This window comes from Actinomyces culturomici (assembly GCF_900499005.1).
GTDB classification, from domain to species: domain Bacteria; phylum Actinomycetota; class Actinomycetes; order Actinomycetales; family Actinomycetaceae; genus Pauljensenia; species Pauljensenia culturomici.
On sequence record NZ_LS991316.1, the window covers coordinates 1,387,149 to 1,405,866 of the forward strand.

Sequence of the window (18,718 nt, forward strand, 5' to 3'; positions counted from 1 at the left end):
CGCTTCCGGAATTCCCACGAGAAGGTGCCTCATGCGCAACTCCACGACTCTCAAAGCGCTCCTCGCGCCCTTCGGGGCGCTCGTGCTCATCGCCTGCGTGATGTCCGCGATGTTCTACCCGATGGCGACGATGAAGATGAAGAATCTCCCTTTCGCGATATCGAACCAGGATCAGGGGATGACGACGCCCGCGGGGACGGTGAACGCCGGGGACACGATCCTCGACACTCTCACCAGCGCCTCGACCGCCGACTCCCCCTATCTCCTGGACGAAGGTCGACTCGGCTGAAGCCCTCGACGCCGCGATGGAGGACAACGAGTACTACGGCGCCCTCATCGTCCCCGACGGCTTCACCGCCTCCCAGGCCGCGGCGAAGGCCGGCACCGGCGAAGCCCTCACACTCCAGGTCGAACTCGACAACGCCAAGAGCCCGGTCGTCGCGAACTCCCTGCGCTCCCAGATCGCCCAGATGTTCGCCTCCAAGGGCGTCGACGTCGAGGTGACGGTCCTCCACCAGGGCGATTCGACCTCCGCGTCCACGAATCCGCTCAGCATCATGATGTCCCAGCAGCTCGGCATCATCCCGACCGTCATCATGTCGATCGTCTCCGCGCTCCTCATCCGCAACGCTGCCCGGATCCGCCCGGGATCGAGCGCCACGGAGAAGGCCGGCACGATCGGCCTGCAGGTCTGCGTCGCCGTGTTCGCCTCGGCCGCGATCGGGCTCGTCGTGCCCGCGCTCCTCCACGCCGTCGCCGGCGCCTCCGTCCCCTACTGGACGCTCTTCGGCTTCCTCTGGACCGGAAGCTTCGCGCTCATGCTCTGCTTCCTCGGCGCCTTCAACGTCGCGACCTGGCTCGGCGCCCTCCTCGCCGCGGCGACGATCCCCTTCGGCACGGCCACCGGCATCCTCCCCTACGAGGCCCTCAACTCCTTCTGGCAGCACTGGGTCAACCCGTGGGCCCCGCAGCACTACATCGGCAACGGCCTGCGCCAGATTCTCTTCATGGATGCGGGAGCCTGTAATCCGACGATCACCGGGCTCCTGTGGGCCGGCGCGATCGGCCTCGTCCTCCTCTGCGCCGCGATCCTCATCCCCTCGAAGGCGCGCGTCGCGGTCGATCACTGACCTCCGTCGACCTCTCGGAGGCACGCCTCTTGACGAAGCGGCGAGGACTCAGCAGCTCACGCTGAACTGATCGCGGGTCCGGTCCCCACGGACCGGGCCCGCAGGTGCGCAAAGGGCTCATCACAATCGGCGCACGATCCGTCGCTCATCACGATCAACCCTGGATCGCCGTCTCGGTGCACTCGACGAGCGAGAACGGTCGTCGAGTGTGCGATCCAAGTCGCCCCACACCCGGAACCGGCACCCCGCACGACCTACATCGCCGTCTCGGTGCACTCGACGAGCGAGAACGGCCGTCGAGTGTGCGATCCAGGTACGTCGGCGTCTGAAGGGGCGACCTTCACCGTGATTGGCGATGGAATCTCGGCTCGTTCGGCGCAGTCCACCCAAAGGCCGACGAAAGCGCGCTGGACGTGGCGGGAATGCGCACGGAAAGCTGGGCAGCCAACACCCTTGGACGTCGCGCCCGCCCTTGACCAGGGCGGCAATGTGCATGGAAACCTAGGCAGCCAAACACCCCGTCTGCTCGTTCCCACTTGCGGGCCCTTGACGACCGGTGCGGAGACGAGAACGCGCCTCAGCCGAACTGGACGCCGACAACGCCCGCGAACAGCACAAGCACACCGAGGATCTGGACCGGGCGCACCGGCGCACGCGACGCGTGGAACCAGCCGAAGCGGTCGACGCAGATGCTCGAGACCGAGAGACCGGCCAGGGCCGCGACGTTCGACGGTCCGGCGCCGATGCGCGGGACCGCGAGCGCCATCACCGCGACGTAGAGCGCCCCGAAGAAGCCGCCGATCCACATCCACCACGGTCCCGTGCGCCACGGGCGGACCGGCGCGCGGTCCGCGGGACCGGCTGCGTCGAAAGCCCCGCCGACCGGCGGAGCACCGGGAGCTTCTACAGCGGCGCCGCTCCGTGCGCGTCTGCGGGCGGCGATCACTGCGATCGTCACGATGAGCAGGGCCCCGGTGCCGAAGGAGACGAGCGCCGCGAAGAAGGGCGAGCCGATCGTCCGCCCGAGCGCGCCGTTCACCGCGCCCTGGACGGCTCCGGCCGCTCCGGCGGTGAAGGCGAGGAGTCGCCACAGCCCCTTCGACGCCGCGGCCGCTCTGAAGCTTCCGGCCGCCCTGACACTTCCTGCGGCCCCGGAACCCCCAGAGGGCACAGCGCTCCCAGAAGGCGCAGTGCTCCCAATAGACGCCGAGCCCCCGGAACGGGCGGAGCCGAGCCCGCGCCCCCGCCGCCCGAGCAGGCCCGAGGCCAGCCCGATGCCGAGAAGGACGGCCGCGGCGCCCGCCGCGCGCAGCGGCGTCAGCGGCCGATGCACGACCCCGAACCACGCGAGGGCGTCGACCCCGATCGACGTGATGACCGAGCCGAGTACCGGCCACAGCGCCGTCTCTACCGCCCCGAGGTGGGCGAAGGCGAAGATGTTCGTCGTGAGGAGGAATACCCCGAGCGCGCCGCCGATCCACTGCCACGCGGGCGCCCCGGCCGTCGCCCCGGCGAGCGACGCGAGACCCGACGGCCCGTAGGCGAGCGAGAGCACGACGAGGAGCCCGAGCGTCCCGATGGAGAAGCTCACCGCCGAGGCCGACAACGGCGAGCCGACCGATCGGCGCAGCCGCGAATTGATCGCCGTCTGCATCGGCTGCAGGAGGCCGATGACGACGCCGGCGAGAAGGAGGCCCATGCCGCGAGTCTACGGGCGTGCCGAGCGATCGACCCGAGGAGCCCGTGCGCCTACCCTGGAGGCGTACCGCGGAATCGTCGGCGCACCGCCCCGGCCTCGTCGATGATCCCCATCCCCACCGACGCACCCCCTGACGGGCCCGAGCCCGACGAAGGAGTCCCCCGTGAGAATCCGAGCCGCCCTCGCCTCCGCGCTCATCGCCGCCTCCGCGCTGAGCCTCGGAGGATGCCAGTACTTCGAGAAGACCGTGAAGGACGTCGGCGCCGAATTCCACGGGGTCACCGCCACCGTCGAGACCTTCGACGTCAACGCGAACCCGCTCGACCGGATCACCGGCAAGTCCATCCAGATCGCGACCGACGACCGCTTCGACATCACGGACGCCGAGGGCAACGTGACGAAGGAGTCCTCCGTCCTCAAGCTCACGGTCGGCGGCGACCCCGTCTACCACGTCGGTTCCTCGCTCCTCATGGCCGAGGACGGGCTCGCCTCGATCCTCTCCGACCAGAACGCGCGCGCGGAGATCAACTCCGAGAACGCCTCGGTCCCCTTCCTCTCGCGCCTGAAGACCGGGTTCGCCGAGTTCTTCACCGGCAAGGAGTACACGGTGATGATCCGCTCGCAGGAGGGCACCCCGATCGCCGTCTACGCGGGCGACAAGGTGAGCTCGTACTCGGCCGAGGGCATCCCGAACTCGACTGTGCTCCTCATCGACCACAAGCGCCTTTTCATCTACCGCTGCGACTACACGATTTACGCGTCCGACCTCATCAAGTAGTCCGCGGTCGCCTCGTCGTCCGTCCCTCTCCCGATCGACGAGGTCGGGGCGGGGCGCCGATCATCGGAGGAGTCGGGCGCCGAGCGCCGCGAGACTCCCGCTGTCAGTCCTGGGCGTCCTCGTCGGATCCGGTGCCGCCGGAGTCCTCGTCGCCCTCCCCGTTCGGTGCGAGCCCACCGTTGGAGTGATCGGCGCCGGTCGCGCCGTCGCCCTCTTGTTCGGTTCCGGGCGCGGTCTGCTCGACGTGGACCGGCGGGGCCGTGGCGATGCTCCAATCTCGGTGCTCGTCCCCATCCGGTTGATAGGCGTAGTCGAGGTCGTCGGAGTCCTCGTCACCGTCCCCTGTGGGAGTGGATATCGGCAGCGTGCCGACTCCGCGCGATCCGCCCTGGGAATCCTCGCCCGCGGCGCCACCGCTCACCGCACCCGACTGGCCGGCACCCGCACCCTCCGTATTCGCGTGCCCGGCCTCCTCCTGCTGCGGATGGACGCCCTCGCGGATCTCGGCGGCGGTGATCGCGCCGGCCAACCGCATTCGCGCGGTGTTGAGCGCTGCGATCATCTGGCCGTAGGAGTGATTGTTCGCAGGCTCGTCGCCGTCCGAGTCCTCAGCATCGACCACCGCCCAGGCTTCGCGGAATTGGACGCGGAGCGCGCGGATCGTCTCCGCGGGGACCCCGGCCGCTTCCATAGCGGAGATACGCGCATCCGAATCGACGAGCGTCTTGCGCGCCTCGCCGAGCGCCGCGTAGTAGGAGACCGAATCGGACGAGGCGACGATCGCGCGCGCGTCCGTGTCGAGGGCGCCGGCGGCCGAATCGACGAGCCTCGCCGAACCCGTGAGCCGGGCGGCCCGAATGACGATGCCGCGGGCGTCCTCACGGGTCCTGCACAGATCGGGTTCGCCGGGGACGACGAGACCCGCGGTCGCGCGGTTGAGAGCCCCGATGAGCGCGGCGCCGCGGCCCGAGACCGCGTACCCCTCGATCGCCCATGCGCGCTGCTTCGCCGCCTCCACCGCGTCGAGCGAGGCGGAGAGGTCCTCGACGGAAGCGACCCATGAGTCGCGGGCATCGCCGCACGCCCTCGTCGTCAGCTGCTCGTCGCGCGCGAGCGCCGCGAAGGAGGATCCGGCGATGAGGAGAAGCGCGAGGCCGAGTCCCGCGCCCCGCCGACCGATGTGGAGCCGGGCGAGCGCCCCCGGGCGCGCAGCGCCCTCCAGTTCGTCGACGTCGACGTCGGCATCGTCGACGTCGACGGGCTCAGTGGCGCGACGGAGCACATCGAGGTCGAGGTACTCGGGCGAACGCCCTTCGCGTGCCACGGCCCCTCCCTTCGCCGCCGGATCCGGCCGCCCAAGCGGCCCGGAACTGCCCACACCCTACACATCCCCGGTAACGGGAGCCATACCGTTCCGCACCATTCCACGGTTTCCAACGTCCGCGCAGGTCAGAAGCCGGGCGACCCGGTCGGTGAGTCGAAACGCGCAGGTCCGCCCCGTGTACGGAGCGAGGAATCGCGCGCATACTCGCTCCTCGTGATGAACGCACGTCGCCCATCGACGCAAGCCCTTCCCGTCGCCCCCGACTCGTCGGCGCGCCGCGCCGCCCTCGGCCCCCTCCTCCTCGGGGCGATCGGGGTCGTCTTCGGCGACATCGGAACGAGCCCCCTCTACGCGATGGAGACGGTCTTCTCCATCGACCACAACGTCGTCGCTCCGAGCGCCGATGACGTCTACGGGATCATCTCCCTCGTCGTCTGGTCGATCATGGTCGTCGTCTCGACGAAGTACGTCGCCCTCGTCATGCGCGCCGACAACGAGGGTGAGGGCGGCATCCTCGCCCTCGTCCACCTCCTGCGCGACAAACTCGAACGCGGACGCCTCACGCGCGCGGTCCTCATCCTCGGGATCATCGGCGCCGGCCTCTTCTACGGGGATTCGGTCACCACCCCGGCGATCTCCGTGATGTCCGCGATCGAGGGCCTCGAAGCCGTGACGCCGAGCGCCGCGTCCCTCGTCGTCCCCGTGTCGATCGCGATCCTCGCCGGGCTCTTCGCGATCCAGCGCTGAGGCACGAGCGTCGTCGGACGCGCCTTCGGCCCCGTCATGGTCGTGTGGTTCGCGATCCTCGCCGGGCTCTTCGCGATCCAGCGCTGGGGCACGAGCGTCGTCGGACGCGCCTTCGGCCCCGTCATGGTCGTGTGGTTCGCGATCCTCGCGATCCTCGGACTTCCGCACATCATCGCGCACCCGCAGATCCTCGCCGCCCTCAGCCCCCATCACGCGCTCCTCTTCGTCGTCTCCCGCCCGTTCATCACGTTCATCTCGCTCGGAGCCATCGTCCTCACGATCACCGGCGCTGAGGCCCTCTACGCCGACATGGGCCACTTCGGGGCGCGGCCGATCAAGCTCGCCTGGTTCTTCTTCGTCCTTCCGGCCCTCACGCTCGACTACCTCGGGCAGGGCGCGCTCATCCTCTCCGATCCTTCGGCCGCCGCCGACCCTTTCTTCGCGATGGCGCCCTCATGGGCGCGAATCCCGCTCGTCGCACTCGCAACCCTCGCGACGATCATCGCCTCCCAGGCGGTGATCTCCGGCGCCTTCACCGTGTTGCGGCAGGCGACGCGCCTCGGCGTCCTCCCCCGCCTCAAAGTCGTCCAGACCTCGCGCGAGGAGGGCGGTCAGATCTACGTCCCGGCGATCAACGGGATCCTCTTCGTCGGCGTCGTCGCCCTCATCCTCGCCTTCCGCTCCTCGACCGCGCTCGCCGACGCCTACGGCCTCGCGGTCACCGGAACCCTCATCCTCACCTCCCTCCTGTTCCTCCTCCTCGCCCGCAAGGTATGGGGGATCGCCGCGTGGAAGGTCGTCGTCTACGCCCTCACCGTCGGCATCGTCGAGGTCCTCTACTTCGCCGCGAACGGCGTGAAGATCGCGACCGGCGGCTGGCTCCCGATCCTCATCGCCACCGTCGTCGTCTCCCTCATGCTCATCTGGCGCTGGGGGCACTCGCAGGTGATGGAGCGCCGCGCCGTCGTCGAGGGCGAGCTCTCCGACCTCCTCGCCCGCGTCGAGTCCCGCGGCGTCCGCCGCGTCCCCGGCTTCGCCGTCTACCCGCACCGCGGGAGGACGACCGCGCCCCTCGCCCTCACCGAGGCGATCGAGTTCAACCGGGTCCTCCACCAGCACGTCATCATCCTCTCGATGATCAACGAGCCGACCCCGCACGTCGCCCACTGCAAGCCCATCGAGGTCGTCCCCCTCGAACCCGAGTGCCCCGGCGTCACGCGGATCCGCTGCCGGATCGGCTTCAACGACTCGCAGGACGCGCCCAAGGTCATCGCCCTCGCGCTCGAGCAGCTCGACGGCTACGACGGCCTCGCCGAGGCCGACGCCCGCTACTTCCTCCCCGCGTTCCAGATCCAGGTCGCCGAGGGCGGGAGCAGGCGCCTCATCCGCCGGATCTACGCGTGGATGGCGCACAACGCCGCCGACGGCGCCGTCGCCCTCCACCTCCCGCAGGACCGCACCTTCCTCGTCGGGCGCACCGTCGAGATCTGATCCTCCCGGTCGGCGCACCGCCCCGGCCTCGTCGATCGAGATCGGGAAGAGCGCGCCGAAGGGCCGGACGGCGGGCCGCTACCGCTTCCCGCGCGCCTTCCTCAGCGTGTTCGCGACGACGACGAGGAGGTAGATCGAGAAGAGGATGCTCCCCGTTTCGGGGGAGATCGCCGCCGCCGCGAACGTCCCGAGAGGGGCGACGACCGCGGCCGCGACGCCGACGATGAGCCCGACCCGCAGGTCGACGAGTCCGTGCTTGGCGTTCGTCCACGAGCCCGAGAGCGCCGTCGGCACCATGACGGCGAGCGAGGTGCCGCGCGCCAGCAGGTCGCCGACTCCGACGACGATCTCGAGCCCGGGCACGACGACGCTCCCGCCTCCCGTGCCCACGAGGCCGGAGAGCAGCCCGGAGACGAAGCCGACGAGGACGACGCCGATCGTCCGAGGCACGTCGAGGACGAGGGCGGCCTCGCGGACCGGGACGTGCAGGCGCTGCGAGACGACGACGAAGAGGACGAACGCGACGAAGATCCACGGGAGGATCCGATCGGGCAGCCTGCGCAGAAGGAGGACCCCGACCTGCGCGCCGACGAGCGCCCCGACGACGAGGACGAGCGTCGCGACGAGCGAGACCTCGCCGCGCGCCGCGTAGGACGCCGCGCCCGTCGTCGCCGTGAGGACGATCGCGAGGAGCGAGGTCGCCGACGCCCGCCGCTGATCCATCCCGAGGACCGCCATGAGAGCCGGCACGATGACGAGGCCGCCGCCGACCCCGAAGAGCCCGGAGAAGAAGCCCGCTCCGACTCCCGTCAGCACGACGAGGGCGGTGCTGCGGCCCTTCCCTTCGGGCTGCTCGGACGGTTCTGCGGGCTCGGGATCGCTCATGGGCGTCGAGTGTAGGCGACCGCGCCTCCCGCACTAATGAGCGACCGTCCGGTCCCCCATTGGACGGACAGAGCGGCGCGCCCGGCCGATACTGGGAGAGAGGGCGAAGGAGCCCTCGCATGACGACGGCTCGGGCCCGCTGGTCGGATCCGCGCGCACGCCATCACGATCGCACACGGAGACACGAGGGGCCGAAGGCGACTCCTCACCGACAGTGACAGAAGACGTCATGACCGACCCCGTTCAGCTCGAGCGCTTCGAGAACGCGCCCGGCTTCATCGCCGCCCTCGACCAGTCGACCGGCTCGACCCCACGCGCCCTCGCCGCATACGGCATCGACTCGAGCCAGTACGCGAACGAGCAGGAGATGGCGGCCCTCGTCCACAAGATGCGCACGCGCATCATGACGAGCCCCGCCTTCACATCCGACAGGATCCTCGGCGCGATCCTCTTCATCGTCACCCTCGACTCCGAGGTCGAGGGGCGCGGCACCGCCGACTACCTGTGGAACGTCAAGGGGATCCTCCCCTTCCTCAAGATCGACAAGGGCCTCGAGGAAACGGCCGACGACGTCCAGATGCTCAAGCCGATCCCGGGACTGCCCGAACTCCTCGCCCACGGCGTCGAGAAGGGCGCCTTCGGCACGAAGGAGCGCTCCCTCATCCACGGGGCGAACGCCGCCGGCATCGAGCGCGTCGTCGACCAGCAGTTCGAACTCGCCGTGCAGGTCGTCGACGCCGGACTCATGCCGATCGTCGAGCCCGAGATCTCCATCAAGGCCCCCGACAAGGCGGAGGCCGAGGAGATCCTCAAGGCGTCGCTCCTCTCCCACCTCGACGCCCTCGACGGGCGCAAGGTCGCCCTCAAGCTGACGATCCCCTCGGTCGACGGCTTCTACACCGACGTCGTCGCCCACCCGGCGGTCTCGCGCGTCGTCGCCCTTTCCGGCGGCTACTCGCGCGCCGAGGCGAACACGCTCCTCGCGAAGAACCCGGGCGTCATCGCCTCCTTCTCGAGGGCGCTCGCCGAGGGCCTCGACGTCAAGCAGTCCGACCTCGAATTCAACGCGATGCTCGACTCGTCGATCGAGTCGATCTTCCGGGCGTCCATGGCCTGACGGCATCGGGGGCCCGGAGATCCCCTCGACGAGGCAAGGTGATGCTTTCGGTGAAGGGGGTTCGAACGGCGGGGCCGGACGCGCGACTCAGTTCGCGCCGGCGCTGCGCGCCGCCCCGCCCTCGTCGTCCTCGGAATTCGTGGCCCCCGCTCCGCTCCCGCCGAAGCCCGCCATGTGGAGGAAGTAGCGCACGAGATCGGCCATATCGATCGACTGGTCGTAGAGCCACCGGGTCTGCAGCCCGTCGTACACGGCGCCGAGGAGCAGTGCGAACCGCTCCGGGTCGAGGTCGGCCGGCGCCCCGCCCTCGGCCTGCAACTGCCGCACTCCCCCGGCGACGAGACGCGCATACTCCTCGTACCGCTCGGCGAAGAACTCGTGGGCGGGGTGGTCGGCCTCCGACGCCTCCGCGGACAGCCGCGAGAACAGGGCGACGAGGCCGGGGACGGAGGCATTGCGCGCGACGACGGCCGGAAGCGACTCCATCATGTCGCCGTTCGCCTCGCTCGACTCCATCGCCTCCCGATCAACGGCGTCGCGACGGCGGAGCACCTCGGCGAGGAGGTTCTCCTTCGAGCCGAAGTAGTGGAGAACCCCGTTCTGCGAGAGGCCGACGGCGTCGGCGAGTTCCTTGAGCGTCGTCTTCGAGTAGCCGCGCTCCGCGATGATCTCGAGAGCCGCGGCCAGGATCTCCGCGCGCTTCGCCACACCCTTCGCGTACTGGCCCCTCGTCGCCATTACGGTCTCCTCTCGGTACTGGCCCTTGAACGCCACGGGCGCTCTCGGCTCCTCTGGCGCAGCGTATCCTCCGAGATCGCCGCCGTGCTCGCGGCGGCGCGATTCGGGCGCCTCGGGGTGCACCGGTGCACTCAGGGGCGATTGAGGTGCCGATGGAGTGGTTACGGTGCCGACGGAGAGCCCTTCTCGTGCAGCATCGGCACCGCAAATGAAAAACAGGTGCCGATGGAGTGGTTACGGTGCCAGTGGAGTCGGCCCGGTGAAGTCAGCGGGTCAGCAGAGCGACGACGCGACCGCGACCTTCATCGACGCCTCGCACCGGGTGCCGCGCGCGGCCTTCGAACGGGCCGTGCGTCACCCCCGGACTCGGCCCCTGTTGCTCGCGGGGACGGCGAAAGGGCCCGGCTCCTTTCGGAACCGGGCCCTTCGTGCCTTCCGGCGCTGGTAGCGGGGACAGGATTTGAACCTGCGACCTCCGGGTTATGAGCCCGGCGAGCTACCGAACTGCTCCACCCCGCGTCGGTGATTCATAGGTTAGCCGCCCGCGCAGCGGGGTTCAAATGCAGAGCGGTGAGCTTCGTCTCGCCCGACGATGCTCACCGCTCCGCACGATTCTCCGAGGTCGGGGGCGACCCGAGCCCCGGAGCCCGAACTAGCCGACCGATGGCCCGGGGCTCACCCGGCCGATTGGGAATCGTCGGCGCTCCCTCCGGACTGGGAGCCCGAGTCCGTGCCGGACGTCGAGGAACCGGAGGTCCCGGCGATCTCGTCCTGTGCCGCGATCGCCTCCTGGATCGCCTTGTCGAGGGCGTCCTGCGCCTTGCCGTAGGCGGCCCAGTCGCCCTGGGTGAGCGCCGACTGGGAGTCCTTCAACGCCGTCGACGCCGAGAGGAGGGCCTGATCGAGCTTCTCCTGCGCGGTCTGCGTCGTCGGTGTCGAGTCCGTGCCGCCGCCGGAGGTGTCCGATCCCGCGACCTGCGCCGCCGAGTCGCCGCCGAAGGTCTGGTCGAGCGAGTCGGCGAGGGTCGAGGCGAACCCGACCTGGTTGCCGAAGGCGGTGAGGACCGACCTCAGGACCGGGTAGGACGCGGAGCCCGTGCCCTGGACGTAGACGGGCTGGACGTAGAGGAGTCCGCCGCCGACGGGCAGGGTGAGGAGGTTGCCGCGGATGACCTTCGAGTCCGCCTGGTTGAGGAGGTTGAGCTGGCGGGCGATCGTCTCGTTCGAGTCGTAGGCGTTCTGCACCTGGCCCGGGCCGGGGACGGTCGTCGAGGAGGGCAGGGCGAGGAGCCGGAGCTTCCCGTAGCCCTCGCGGATCTTGCCAGGCTCGTTGCCCGTCTCCGAGTCGACCGCGAGGAAGCCTGCCATGGCCTCTCGCTTCGATTCGCCGCCGGGGACGAACACCGAGGTGAGGGAGAACTCCGCGGAGTCCTGGGTCGGCATCTGCATCGTGAGGTAGTAGGGCGGCTGAGTCGCCGCAGGGGCGGTCGCGGTTCCGGTCGCGTCGGACGAGGACGAGGTCGACACCGCGGTCGAGGTCTCCTCGGCGAGGCGCCACCGGTCGCCGCCCGCGTAGAAGTCGGAGGCGTTCTTCACGTGGTAGCTCGTGAGGAGCTCGCGCTGAACCTTGAAGAGGTCCTGCGGGTAGCGCATGTGGCTCATGAGGTCGCCGGAGATGTTCTTCAGCGGCTCGATCCTGTCGGGGTAGATCTTCATCCACGTTGTGAGGATCGGATCCTTCTGATCCCACTGGAAGAGGTGGACCGATCCGTCGTAGGCGTCGACGACGGCCTTCACCGAGTTGCGCATGTAGTTGATCGTCTCGGAGCGCAGGTACTCGCCGACCTGGGAGGACTGGGAGTCGATCGTCGTCTGGGCGAGCGACTCGTGCTGCGAGTACGGGTAGTCGTCGGTCGTCGTGTAGGCGTCGACGATCCACACGAGGCGCTTCGGCGTCTTCGGGTCGCCGTCCATGTCGACGACCGCCGGGTAGGCGTCCTGCTCGAGGGTGAGGAAGGGCGCGACCTTCGCGACGCGGTCGAGGGGGTCGCGCGTGTAGAGGATCTGCGAGGCCGAGTTCGTCTGCGAGGAGAAGAAGATGTCCGTCGACCCGAACTTGATCGAGTAGAGGAGCTTGTTCCACACGTTGCCGACGCTCGGACCGCCGTTGCCGGTGAAGGTCGTGGAGACCTGTCCGCCCTTCGCGTTGTCGTCGGGGTAGTCGAGCTCCTGCGGATCCGAGCCCTCGGGCGCGCCGACGATCGAGTACTGCGGCGCGTTCGGGGAGAAGTACACGCGCTCCTCGTAGTCGCCCATCTCGCCGATCGAGGGGACCGACTGCTCCCAGTAGGAGGGGAGGCCGTCGGAGGTGAGCGTGTTGCCGTAGGCGGCGACGACGCCGTAGCCGTGGGTGTAGACGGTGTGCATGTTCACCCAGGTGCGCTGCTGGGAGGACAGCCCCGCGAGGTTCATCTCGCGCACCGCGATGACGGTGTCGCGCCGCTCGTCGCCGACGGTGTAGCGGTCGACGCTCATGCCGGAGTCGAACCCGTAGTAGGGGCGCGACTGCTGAAGCTGCTGGACGGTCTTCGTAATGACCTGCGGGTCGAGGAGGCGGATCTGCGACGTCGATTCGGAGTCCTCGCGCAGCTGCCCCGGCTGGGCCGTGGTCTCCGCGTCGTAGTTCGTGTACTCGAGGTCGTCGAGGCCGTAGGCGGCGAGCGTCGCGTCGATGTTGTGCTGGATGTACTGCGACTCGAGGGCGCGCTCGTTCGGGGTGACGCGGAACTGCTGGATGAGCGCCGGGTAGAGGCCGCCGATGATGAGGGCGGACACGAGCATGACGGACACCCCGATGACCGGGAGGCGCCAGGTGCCGCGGAAGGCTGCGACGAGGAAGAGGACCGCGATGAGCGCGGCGACGACCGCGAGGATCGAATGGGCGGGCAGAGTCGCCTTGATGTCGGCGTAGAGCGCGCCGTCGACGATCGAGCCGCGCTTCGTCAGCAGGCCGTAGCGGCCGAGCCAGTAGTTCGCGCCGATGAGGAAGGAGACGATCGCCGCGAGGACGCCCGTCTGGAGGCGGGCCGGCTTCGAGGCGTGGGGCCTTGGGATGAGGCGGATGGTGCCGTAGAGGTAGGAGACGACGAGGGAGCAGATGAGCGCGAGGATCGTCGTCTTGAGGAGGAACCCGACGACGAGTTCGAGGAACGGGAGCGTGAAGACGAAGAACGAGGCGTCGAGGCCGAACTGCGGATCCTTCGTCCCGAAGGACGACTGGTTGACGAACTGGAGGACCGTCTGCCAGCTCGTCGCGAGGTTCGCGCCGTTCGTGAACGCGAAGAAGAGCGCGAGTCCCCAGAAGGCGATGCGCCGCAGGGGCTCGAAGGCCGCCTGGTACTGGCGCAGGCTCGCCGAGGCCTCGCCGCGGGTCGACGCGGCCCTGTGCTTGAACGCGTAGTTGCAGGTGAGGAGGATCGCAACGCCGACGATGAGGAACCCGATGAGGAAGAGTCCGGCGTGGGCGAACCACTGGGTGAGGATGACCCGGGTGGAGTGCATCTGCTTGAACCAGAGGATCTCGGTCCACACGCTCGAGGCCGCGTAGACGACGCCGATGAGCGCGAGGAGGACGAGGACGGTGACCGAGCCGGGCCCGATCCTCGGTCTCTCAGTCGCTCCCCCGTCCTGCGGCCTCGGTGCGGGTTCGGGCATGGGGAAGGCGCTCACGGCGTCACTCCTTCACGTCGACGGATGTGAGTTCCATCCTACCCGGCCCGTCCGGCGCCGCCCTTCCGGGATCGACGAGGGCGGGGCGCGCGAGTCCGCCGAGCGTGAGACGATGAGCGCCATGACCATTGAGAACTCCGCGATGCCGACATCGCGCCAGATCGCCCTCGCGAACGTCGTCGTCGACATCGAGCGGGCGGCCGCCCGCGCGGGCTGGGACCACGCGCCCTCGCTCTACGCCCTCGTCCCCACCGAGTCGCTGCTCTCCCAACCCGATCTGCCGGCCGACATCGCCGAGCAGATCCGCGCGGGCTGGGACGGGACGCCCGATCACCTCTCCGCGATCATTCAGGAGGACCTGCCCGAGGATGAGCTCGAGGAGATGCTCGGCCACCTCGGCTGGCCCGAGCAGGTCGCCGGCGCGGCCCTCACGGTCGAGCGGCTCGTCGTCCCGCCCGAGGTCGAGGAGCAGGCGCCCGAGGACCCGGAGGAGGCGCTCGCCTTCATCTCGAATCACCCCTCGCGCACCGACGTCCGCCTCGCGGTCGGCGCGCTGCGCACGGGCGAGTCGTGGTGCGCGCTGCGCACCCGCGCCTTCGACGCGGACGACAAGGTCGGGCAGGGCACACACCTCGTCCCGAACCTCGTCGACGCGCTCCTCGCCTCGCTCGAACCCGACGCCGACCAGGACTGAACGACCGGGCCCCGCACGGGGCGGACCTCTCCGGGGGCGGGCGCGAGCCCGCCCCCGGCCTCGTTCATCCCGAGCGTCCCAGGAGTCTCGCGCGCCCCGAGCGGTTCAGCTCCCCGACTGGGCCGACGCCGCCTCGCAGGTCGGAAGGCTCGCGCCCTCGCCGGCGGCGATCGCCTTGACGGACTTCACGGCCTCGTCGAGGGTCGACACGGACACGACGCGGAGCCCGTCGGGGACGTGGCCGACGACCTCGTCGCAGTTCGAGGACGGCGCGAGGAAGTAGGTCGCCCCGTCGCGCTTCGCGCCGTTCATCTTCTGGACGATCCCGCCGATCGCCCCGACCTCGCCGTCGTAGCTCATGGTGCCGGTGCCCGCGATGGTCGCGCCGCCCGCGAGGTCGCCGGGGGTCAGACGGTCGATGATCCCGAGGGCGAACATCATGCCGGCGCTCGGCCCACCGACGTCCTTGAGGTTGAAGGAGACCGTGACGGGCAGGTCGACGGCGACGTCGAGGTAGAGCCCGAGCTTCGAGCCCTTCGTCCCCTCTCCCCCGCTCATCGTCGTCACGGGGATCGTGAGCTTCTTCCCGTCGCGCTCGACGACGAGGTCGAGGGTCGTACCGACCGGGACCGTCTTCACGAGGGCGAAGACCGCGCCGGGCGTGTCGATCGCATGGACGGTCCCCTCCGCGTCGGTCACCGAGACGAGGACGTCCCCGGACTTCACCTTCGAGGCGGCGTCCGATCCCTTGACCGCGCCCGCGATCGTCACCTTCGCCGGAATCGTCCACCCGAGCTGCGCGAGGGCCGCGGCCTCGGCCGTCGACTGCGAGGAACGCATCATCGACGACTGCGCGGTCTCGACGTCCTTCCCCGTGACGTCCGAGGAATACACCTGGTCGTAGGGCGTGATCTTCGCAGTCGAGTCGAACCACGCGGAGATCAACTGGACGAGGTTGAGGCGCGAGCCCGGACCTCCCTGCTCGGAGACCGTCACCATTCGGAGTTCGCCCGTCCCATCGCCGTTCTCGTGGACGGCGTCGAGCGAGACCTCCTTCCCGGTCGTCGGATCCGTGCCGCTGATCGAGATGAGCGGCGTCCCCCGGTACTGTCCGACGACGTTGAACGTCGGGCCCGGCGAATCGACGACGTAGGGCATCGGGACGAGGAAGAGGACGACCCCGAGCGCGAAGGCGAGTGCGACGACGAGGACGTCGCGGCCCCTGATCGGGAACCGGTCGCGCCACGAACGGCGCGACCGCGCCTCCGCGACGTCGTCGTCAGCCGGTCGTTCCGCGGCGCTCACGGCGCCGAATCGAGCGCTCAGCGCGTCGATGCCGCCGGCGCCGGGAGTCCCGCCCTCGGAGTCGGGGGCGGTGTCGAAGTCTCGGGTCTCGTCATTCACCCGAGCATTGTCGCCCGCCGCCGCGCCCTCGTCGCGCCGCGACCCCGATTCCCCGGATACTCCCCTTCCGCTCTCAGCGCACTCACACCTTTCGTGCAGCGGCCGCCCACCGCCCGCGGGTAGTGTCGAGCCATGAACGAGGACGACGCCCCCGAGGGCACCCCATTCGACAACTTCCTCCGCAAGATGCTCGGCGACGAAGCGGCCGAAGAGGCCGCCCGCGCCCTGCGCGCCCAGGGATTCGATCCGTCGCGACTCCCCTCGCAGTTCTCCGACCCGAACGCCCTCAACGCGGCGCTCTCCCAGTTCCAGTACCTCATGACGACGACCACCGGCCCGGTGAACTGGAGCCTCGTCACCAACTCCGCGCGCCAGCAGGTGTACACGGCCGGCGACCCGGTCCTCACGGCCGCGCAGGCCGAGCGGGCGCGCCGCGCGATGAGCGTCGCCGACCTCTGGCTCGATACCGCCACCGACTTCGCGCCCGGCCCCGTCGAGCGCGCCGCCTGGACGCGCACCCAGTGGATCGACGCGACCCTCGACATGTGGAAGCGGATCTGCGAACCGGTCGCCGCGAACGTCTCGCGCGCCCTCGGCGAGGCCCTCGCCGGCCAGTTCTCCGGCGACAACGGGCTCGACGAGTCCTCGCTGCCCGAGGGCCTCGCCCAGATGGTCGGACAGACCCGCCAGATGGTCCCCAAGCTCTCCGCGATGATGTTCGCCGCCCAGATCGGCCGGGCCCTCACCGCCCTCGCCGGCGAGTCTCTCGGGTCCACCGACGTCGGCATCCCGCTCGCGAAGGCCGGGACGACCGGCCTCGTCGTCTCGAACGTCGAGGCCTTCGGCGACGGCCTCGACATCCCCTTCGACGAGGTCCTCCAGTTCGTCGCCGTCCGCGAATGCGCCCACCGGCGCCTCTTCTCCTCGGTCCCCTGGCTCGAGGGCGACCTCATCCGCGCGGTCGAGCGCTACTCCGCGCAAATCGAGATCGACGCGGACGCGATCTCCGAGGCGGCCCGCAACGTCGACCCGTCCGACCCCGCGTCGATCGAACGGGCGATGTCCGGCGGCGTCTTCGCGATCACGGTGTCGGACGCGCAGAGGCGCGCGCTCGAGCGCCTCGAGACGATCCTCGCGCTCGTCGAGGGCTGGGTCGAGGTCGTCACCGCCCGCGCCGTCACCCCCTACCTCCCGCACGCCGACCAGCTGCGCGAGATGATGCGCCGCAGGCGCGCGGCCGGCGGCCCGGCCGAGCAGGTCCTCGGCGACCTCATCGGCCTCAGGATGCGTCCGCGCCGGGCCCGCGGCGCCGCCAGGATCTTCGACCTCGTCGAGGCCGACGGCGGACGCGACGCCCGCGACGCCCTCTGGTCGCACCCCGACATGGTCCCGACCATGACCGAGCTCGACACCCCCGACACCTTCCTCGCGATGCGCCAGGCGGCCAGCGAGCAGGACGCCGACATCGACGCCGCGCTCGACGCGCTCCTCGACGGGACGATGGGCTGGGCCGACGGGGTCGCGCCCGGCGTCGACCCGGAGGCGGAGACGCTCGCGAAGGCGGGCTTCGACGTCGAGGCGCCCTCCGGCTCCACTTCGATCGACGAGGGCGGGGCTCCCGGTTCCTCCGAGTCGGGAGCCGGATCCGGCTCCGATTCCGACTCCTCGGCGCCCTCCGAGGGCTCGGATTCCACAGAGGGCTCCGGCCGCGACCCCGGTGAGGATCCGGCCGCCCGCTGATCCGCGCGTGTGGCGGGTGCGCCCGCCACACGCTGCTTCCACTGCGCGTGCCGGGAGTTCGTCCCCTTGCACACTCTGAGCCCCCGCTCCAGGCGCGCCGGGACTCGCGCGCTCTGAGACTCGACCACGAATCTCCCGGCCCTGTGGATGCTCTCCCTTCCGCCGTCGCCACGTCGATACTCGACGCGACGACGGCGGAAGGATCATCGATGAGGCTCCTCGACGGCACGGCCCTGCTCCCCCGAGGCCCGGGCGCGCTGCGCGTCGGATTCGACCGCGAGCGCGGCATCGAGCTCACCGGTCTTGAGGAGTCGGATCTTGCTGCGCTGCGCTCCCTTGTCCGGGCGGGGCCCGGACTTCTTCCCGCGCATCTCGCGCTGCGCCTGCGCGCCGCCGGGCTCCTCGTCGGTCCAGCCGCCCGGACGCGCCTCGCGCTGCGCGTCGAGGGTTTCGACCCGGTGTCCTTCGCCGTCGTCGACATGCTCGTCGACGCCCTCGACCTCTCCCTCGAGGTCCGCACTCCCGCGCGCGTCGGTCGCGACCTCGCGGCGCTCCTCGGCGCCGACTCCTTCGGCTCGCCGATCCCTCGCGTGCTCGCGCAGCGCCTCGCGCGCCGCGCCTCCTCGCTCCGGCTCGTCGAGCTCGCCCGCCCCGACCTCGTCCTCATCGCGGGTTCCTACGCGCCGGAGCCGGGCGCTCTCGGAACCCTCGTCGTCGAGGATCTCCCCCACCTACCCGTTCTCGCGGTCGAGCGCGGCTATGAGCTTGGACCGCTCGTCGTTCCCGGGCGCGGGCCGTGCTGGTCGTGCCTGACGCGCGCCCGGGCCGAATCCGATCCTTTCGACGCGCTCGATCGGTCGAAAGCCGCGGCCGGCACGCAGTCGCCGCCCTCAGCCCTGGCGCGAACGTCCGCCGCCCTGGAGATCGCGCGAATGCTCATGGAGTTCGCGCATCATCGGGCCGGGGATGATCGGGCGAGCTCTCGCAGGTCGGCGGAAGATGGCGAGCCCGGCATCGAGCACGCCCCTCATCGCGCGACCGCTCCCGGAGGCGACCCCCTTTCGGGGATCGGCGAGCTCCTGCGGATCGACGAGTTCGGCGCCGTCGCCCGGACCCGAGTTCGCGCGCACGCCTCCTGCGGCTGCGGCGCCGACGCCCTCCTCACGAGCACCCTCGGCGCGTGACCCGACGTCCACCCTCTCCTTCGCTCCTCGTATCCCCACTCTCCTCTCGTGCTCCTCA

Annotated in this window: 13 protein-coding genes, 1 tRNA gene and 1 pseudogene; 8 read left to right on the plus strand and 7 right to left on the minus strand. The window is 70.1% G+C overall.

Translation table 11 applies throughout. The annotated features are described in order from the left end of the window. Window positions 1-31 precede the first annotated feature (31 nt). Both DY157_RS06120 and DY157_RS06125 read left to right on the plus strand, forming a co-directional pair. Window positions 32-289 (plus strand): YhgE/Pip domain-containing protein, encoded by a 258-nt coding sequence (locus DY157_RS06120; protein ID WP_115727684.1) that lies wholly within the window; start codon window positions 32-34, stop codon window positions 287-289. 16 nt (window positions 290-305) lie between these two features. Next, window positions 306-1,130, plus strand: coding sequence for an ABC transporter permease (locus tag DY157_RS06125; protein ID WP_115727685.1), 825 nt, complete (start codon window positions 306-308; stop codon window positions 1,128-1,130). Window positions 1,131-1,707: 577 nt separating this feature from the next. On the opposite strand, the gene DY157_RS06130 is transcribed toward DY157_RS06125, so the two are convergent. Continuing rightward, complete coding sequence (locus DY157_RS06130) at window positions 1,708-2,829, minus strand: DMT family transporter (RefSeq protein WP_115727686.1); 1,122 nt, start codon at window positions 2,827-2,829, stop codon at window positions 1,708-1,710. 163 nt (window positions 2,830-2,992) lie between these two features. Between DY157_RS06130 and DY157_RS06135 the strand changes: the two genes are divergently transcribed. Continuing rightward, window positions 2,993-3,607, plus strand: a complete 615-nt coding sequence (locus DY157_RS06135; protein WP_160159467.1) for a DUF5052 family protein — start codon at window positions 2,993-2,995, stop codon at window positions 3,605-3,607. Between the two features lie 103 nt (window positions 3,608-3,710). Here DY157_RS06135 and DY157_RS06140 read toward each other — a convergent pair whose 3' ends face one another. Further along, entirely contained in the window at window positions 3,711-4,931 is a 1,221-nt protein-coding gene (locus DY157_RS06140) for a hypothetical protein (RefSeq protein WP_115727688.1), read from the minus strand. 216 nt (window positions 4,932-5,147) lie between these two features. Between DY157_RS06140 and DY157_RS06145 the strand changes: the two are divergent. After that, window positions 5,148-7,169, plus strand: a pseudogene (locus DY157_RS06145) (potassium transporter Kup). 78 nt (window positions 7,170-7,247) lie between these two features. Here DY157_RS06145 and DY157_RS06150 read toward each other — a convergent pair. Then, complete coding sequence (locus tag DY157_RS06150) at window positions 7,248-8,054, minus strand: sulfite exporter TauE/SafE family protein (protein WP_115727689.1); 807 nt, start codon at window positions 8,052-8,054, stop codon at window positions 7,248-7,250. 229 nt (window positions 8,055-8,283) lie between these two features. Between DY157_RS06150 and DY157_RS06155 the strand changes: the two genes are divergently transcribed. Beyond that, window positions 8,284-9,171: a fructose bisphosphate aldolase gene (locus DY157_RS06155; RefSeq protein WP_115727690.1), complete on the plus strand. Its 888-nt coding sequence runs from the start codon at window positions 8,284-8,286 to the stop codon at window positions 9,169-9,171. Window positions 9,172-9,258: 87 nt separating this feature from the next. Here the strand turns inward: DY157_RS06155 and DY157_RS06160 are convergent, their stop codons facing one another. The 3 genes from DY157_RS06160 to DY157_RS06175 form a co-directional block, all read right to left on the minus strand. Next, window positions 9,259-9,909 (minus strand): TetR/AcrR family transcriptional regulator, encoded by a 651-nt coding sequence (locus tag DY157_RS06160; protein ID WP_174232132.1) that lies wholly within the window; start codon window positions 9,907-9,909, stop codon window positions 9,259-9,261. 442 nt (window positions 9,910-10,351) lie between these two features. Then, window positions 10,352-10,428 (minus strand) — tRNA-Met (locus DY157_RS06170). Window positions 10,429-10,584: 156 nt separating this feature from the next. Next, window positions 10,585-13,623 (minus strand): UPF0182 family membrane protein, encoded by a 3,039-nt coding sequence (locus tag DY157_RS06175; protein WP_115727692.1) that lies wholly within the window; start codon window positions 13,621-13,623, stop codon window positions 10,585-10,587. 136 nt (window positions 13,624-13,759) lie between these two features. On the opposite strand from DY157_RS06175, the gene DY157_RS06180 reads away from it, so the two are divergent. After that, entirely contained in the window at window positions 13,760-14,332 is a 573-nt protein-coding gene (locus tag DY157_RS06180) for a PPA1309 family protein (RefSeq protein ID WP_115727693.1), read from the plus strand. Between the two features lie 105 nt (window positions 14,333-14,437). Here DY157_RS06180 and DY157_RS06185 read toward each other — a convergent pair whose 3' ends face one another. Continuing rightward, window positions 14,438-15,736 carry a YlbL family protein gene (locus DY157_RS06185; protein WP_235827084.1) on the minus strand — a complete coding sequence of 433 codons (1,299 nt, stop codon included), beginning with the start codon at window positions 15,734-15,736 and terminating at the stop codon, window positions 14,438-14,440. A gap of 132 nt (window positions 15,737-15,868) precedes the next feature. On the opposite strand from DY157_RS06185, the gene DY157_RS06190 reads away from it, so the two are divergent. After that, window positions 15,869-17,476, plus strand: a complete 1,608-nt coding sequence (locus DY157_RS06190) for a zinc-dependent metalloprotease (protein WP_115727694.1) — start codon at window positions 15,869-15,871, stop codon at window positions 17,474-17,476. Window positions 17,477-17,685: 209 nt separating this feature from the next. Continuing rightward, window positions 17,686-18,660, plus strand: coding sequence for a hypothetical protein (locus DY157_RS06195; protein WP_115727695.1), 975 nt, complete (start codon window positions 17,686-17,688; stop codon window positions 18,658-18,660). Window positions 18,661-18,718: the final 58 nt, after the last annotated feature.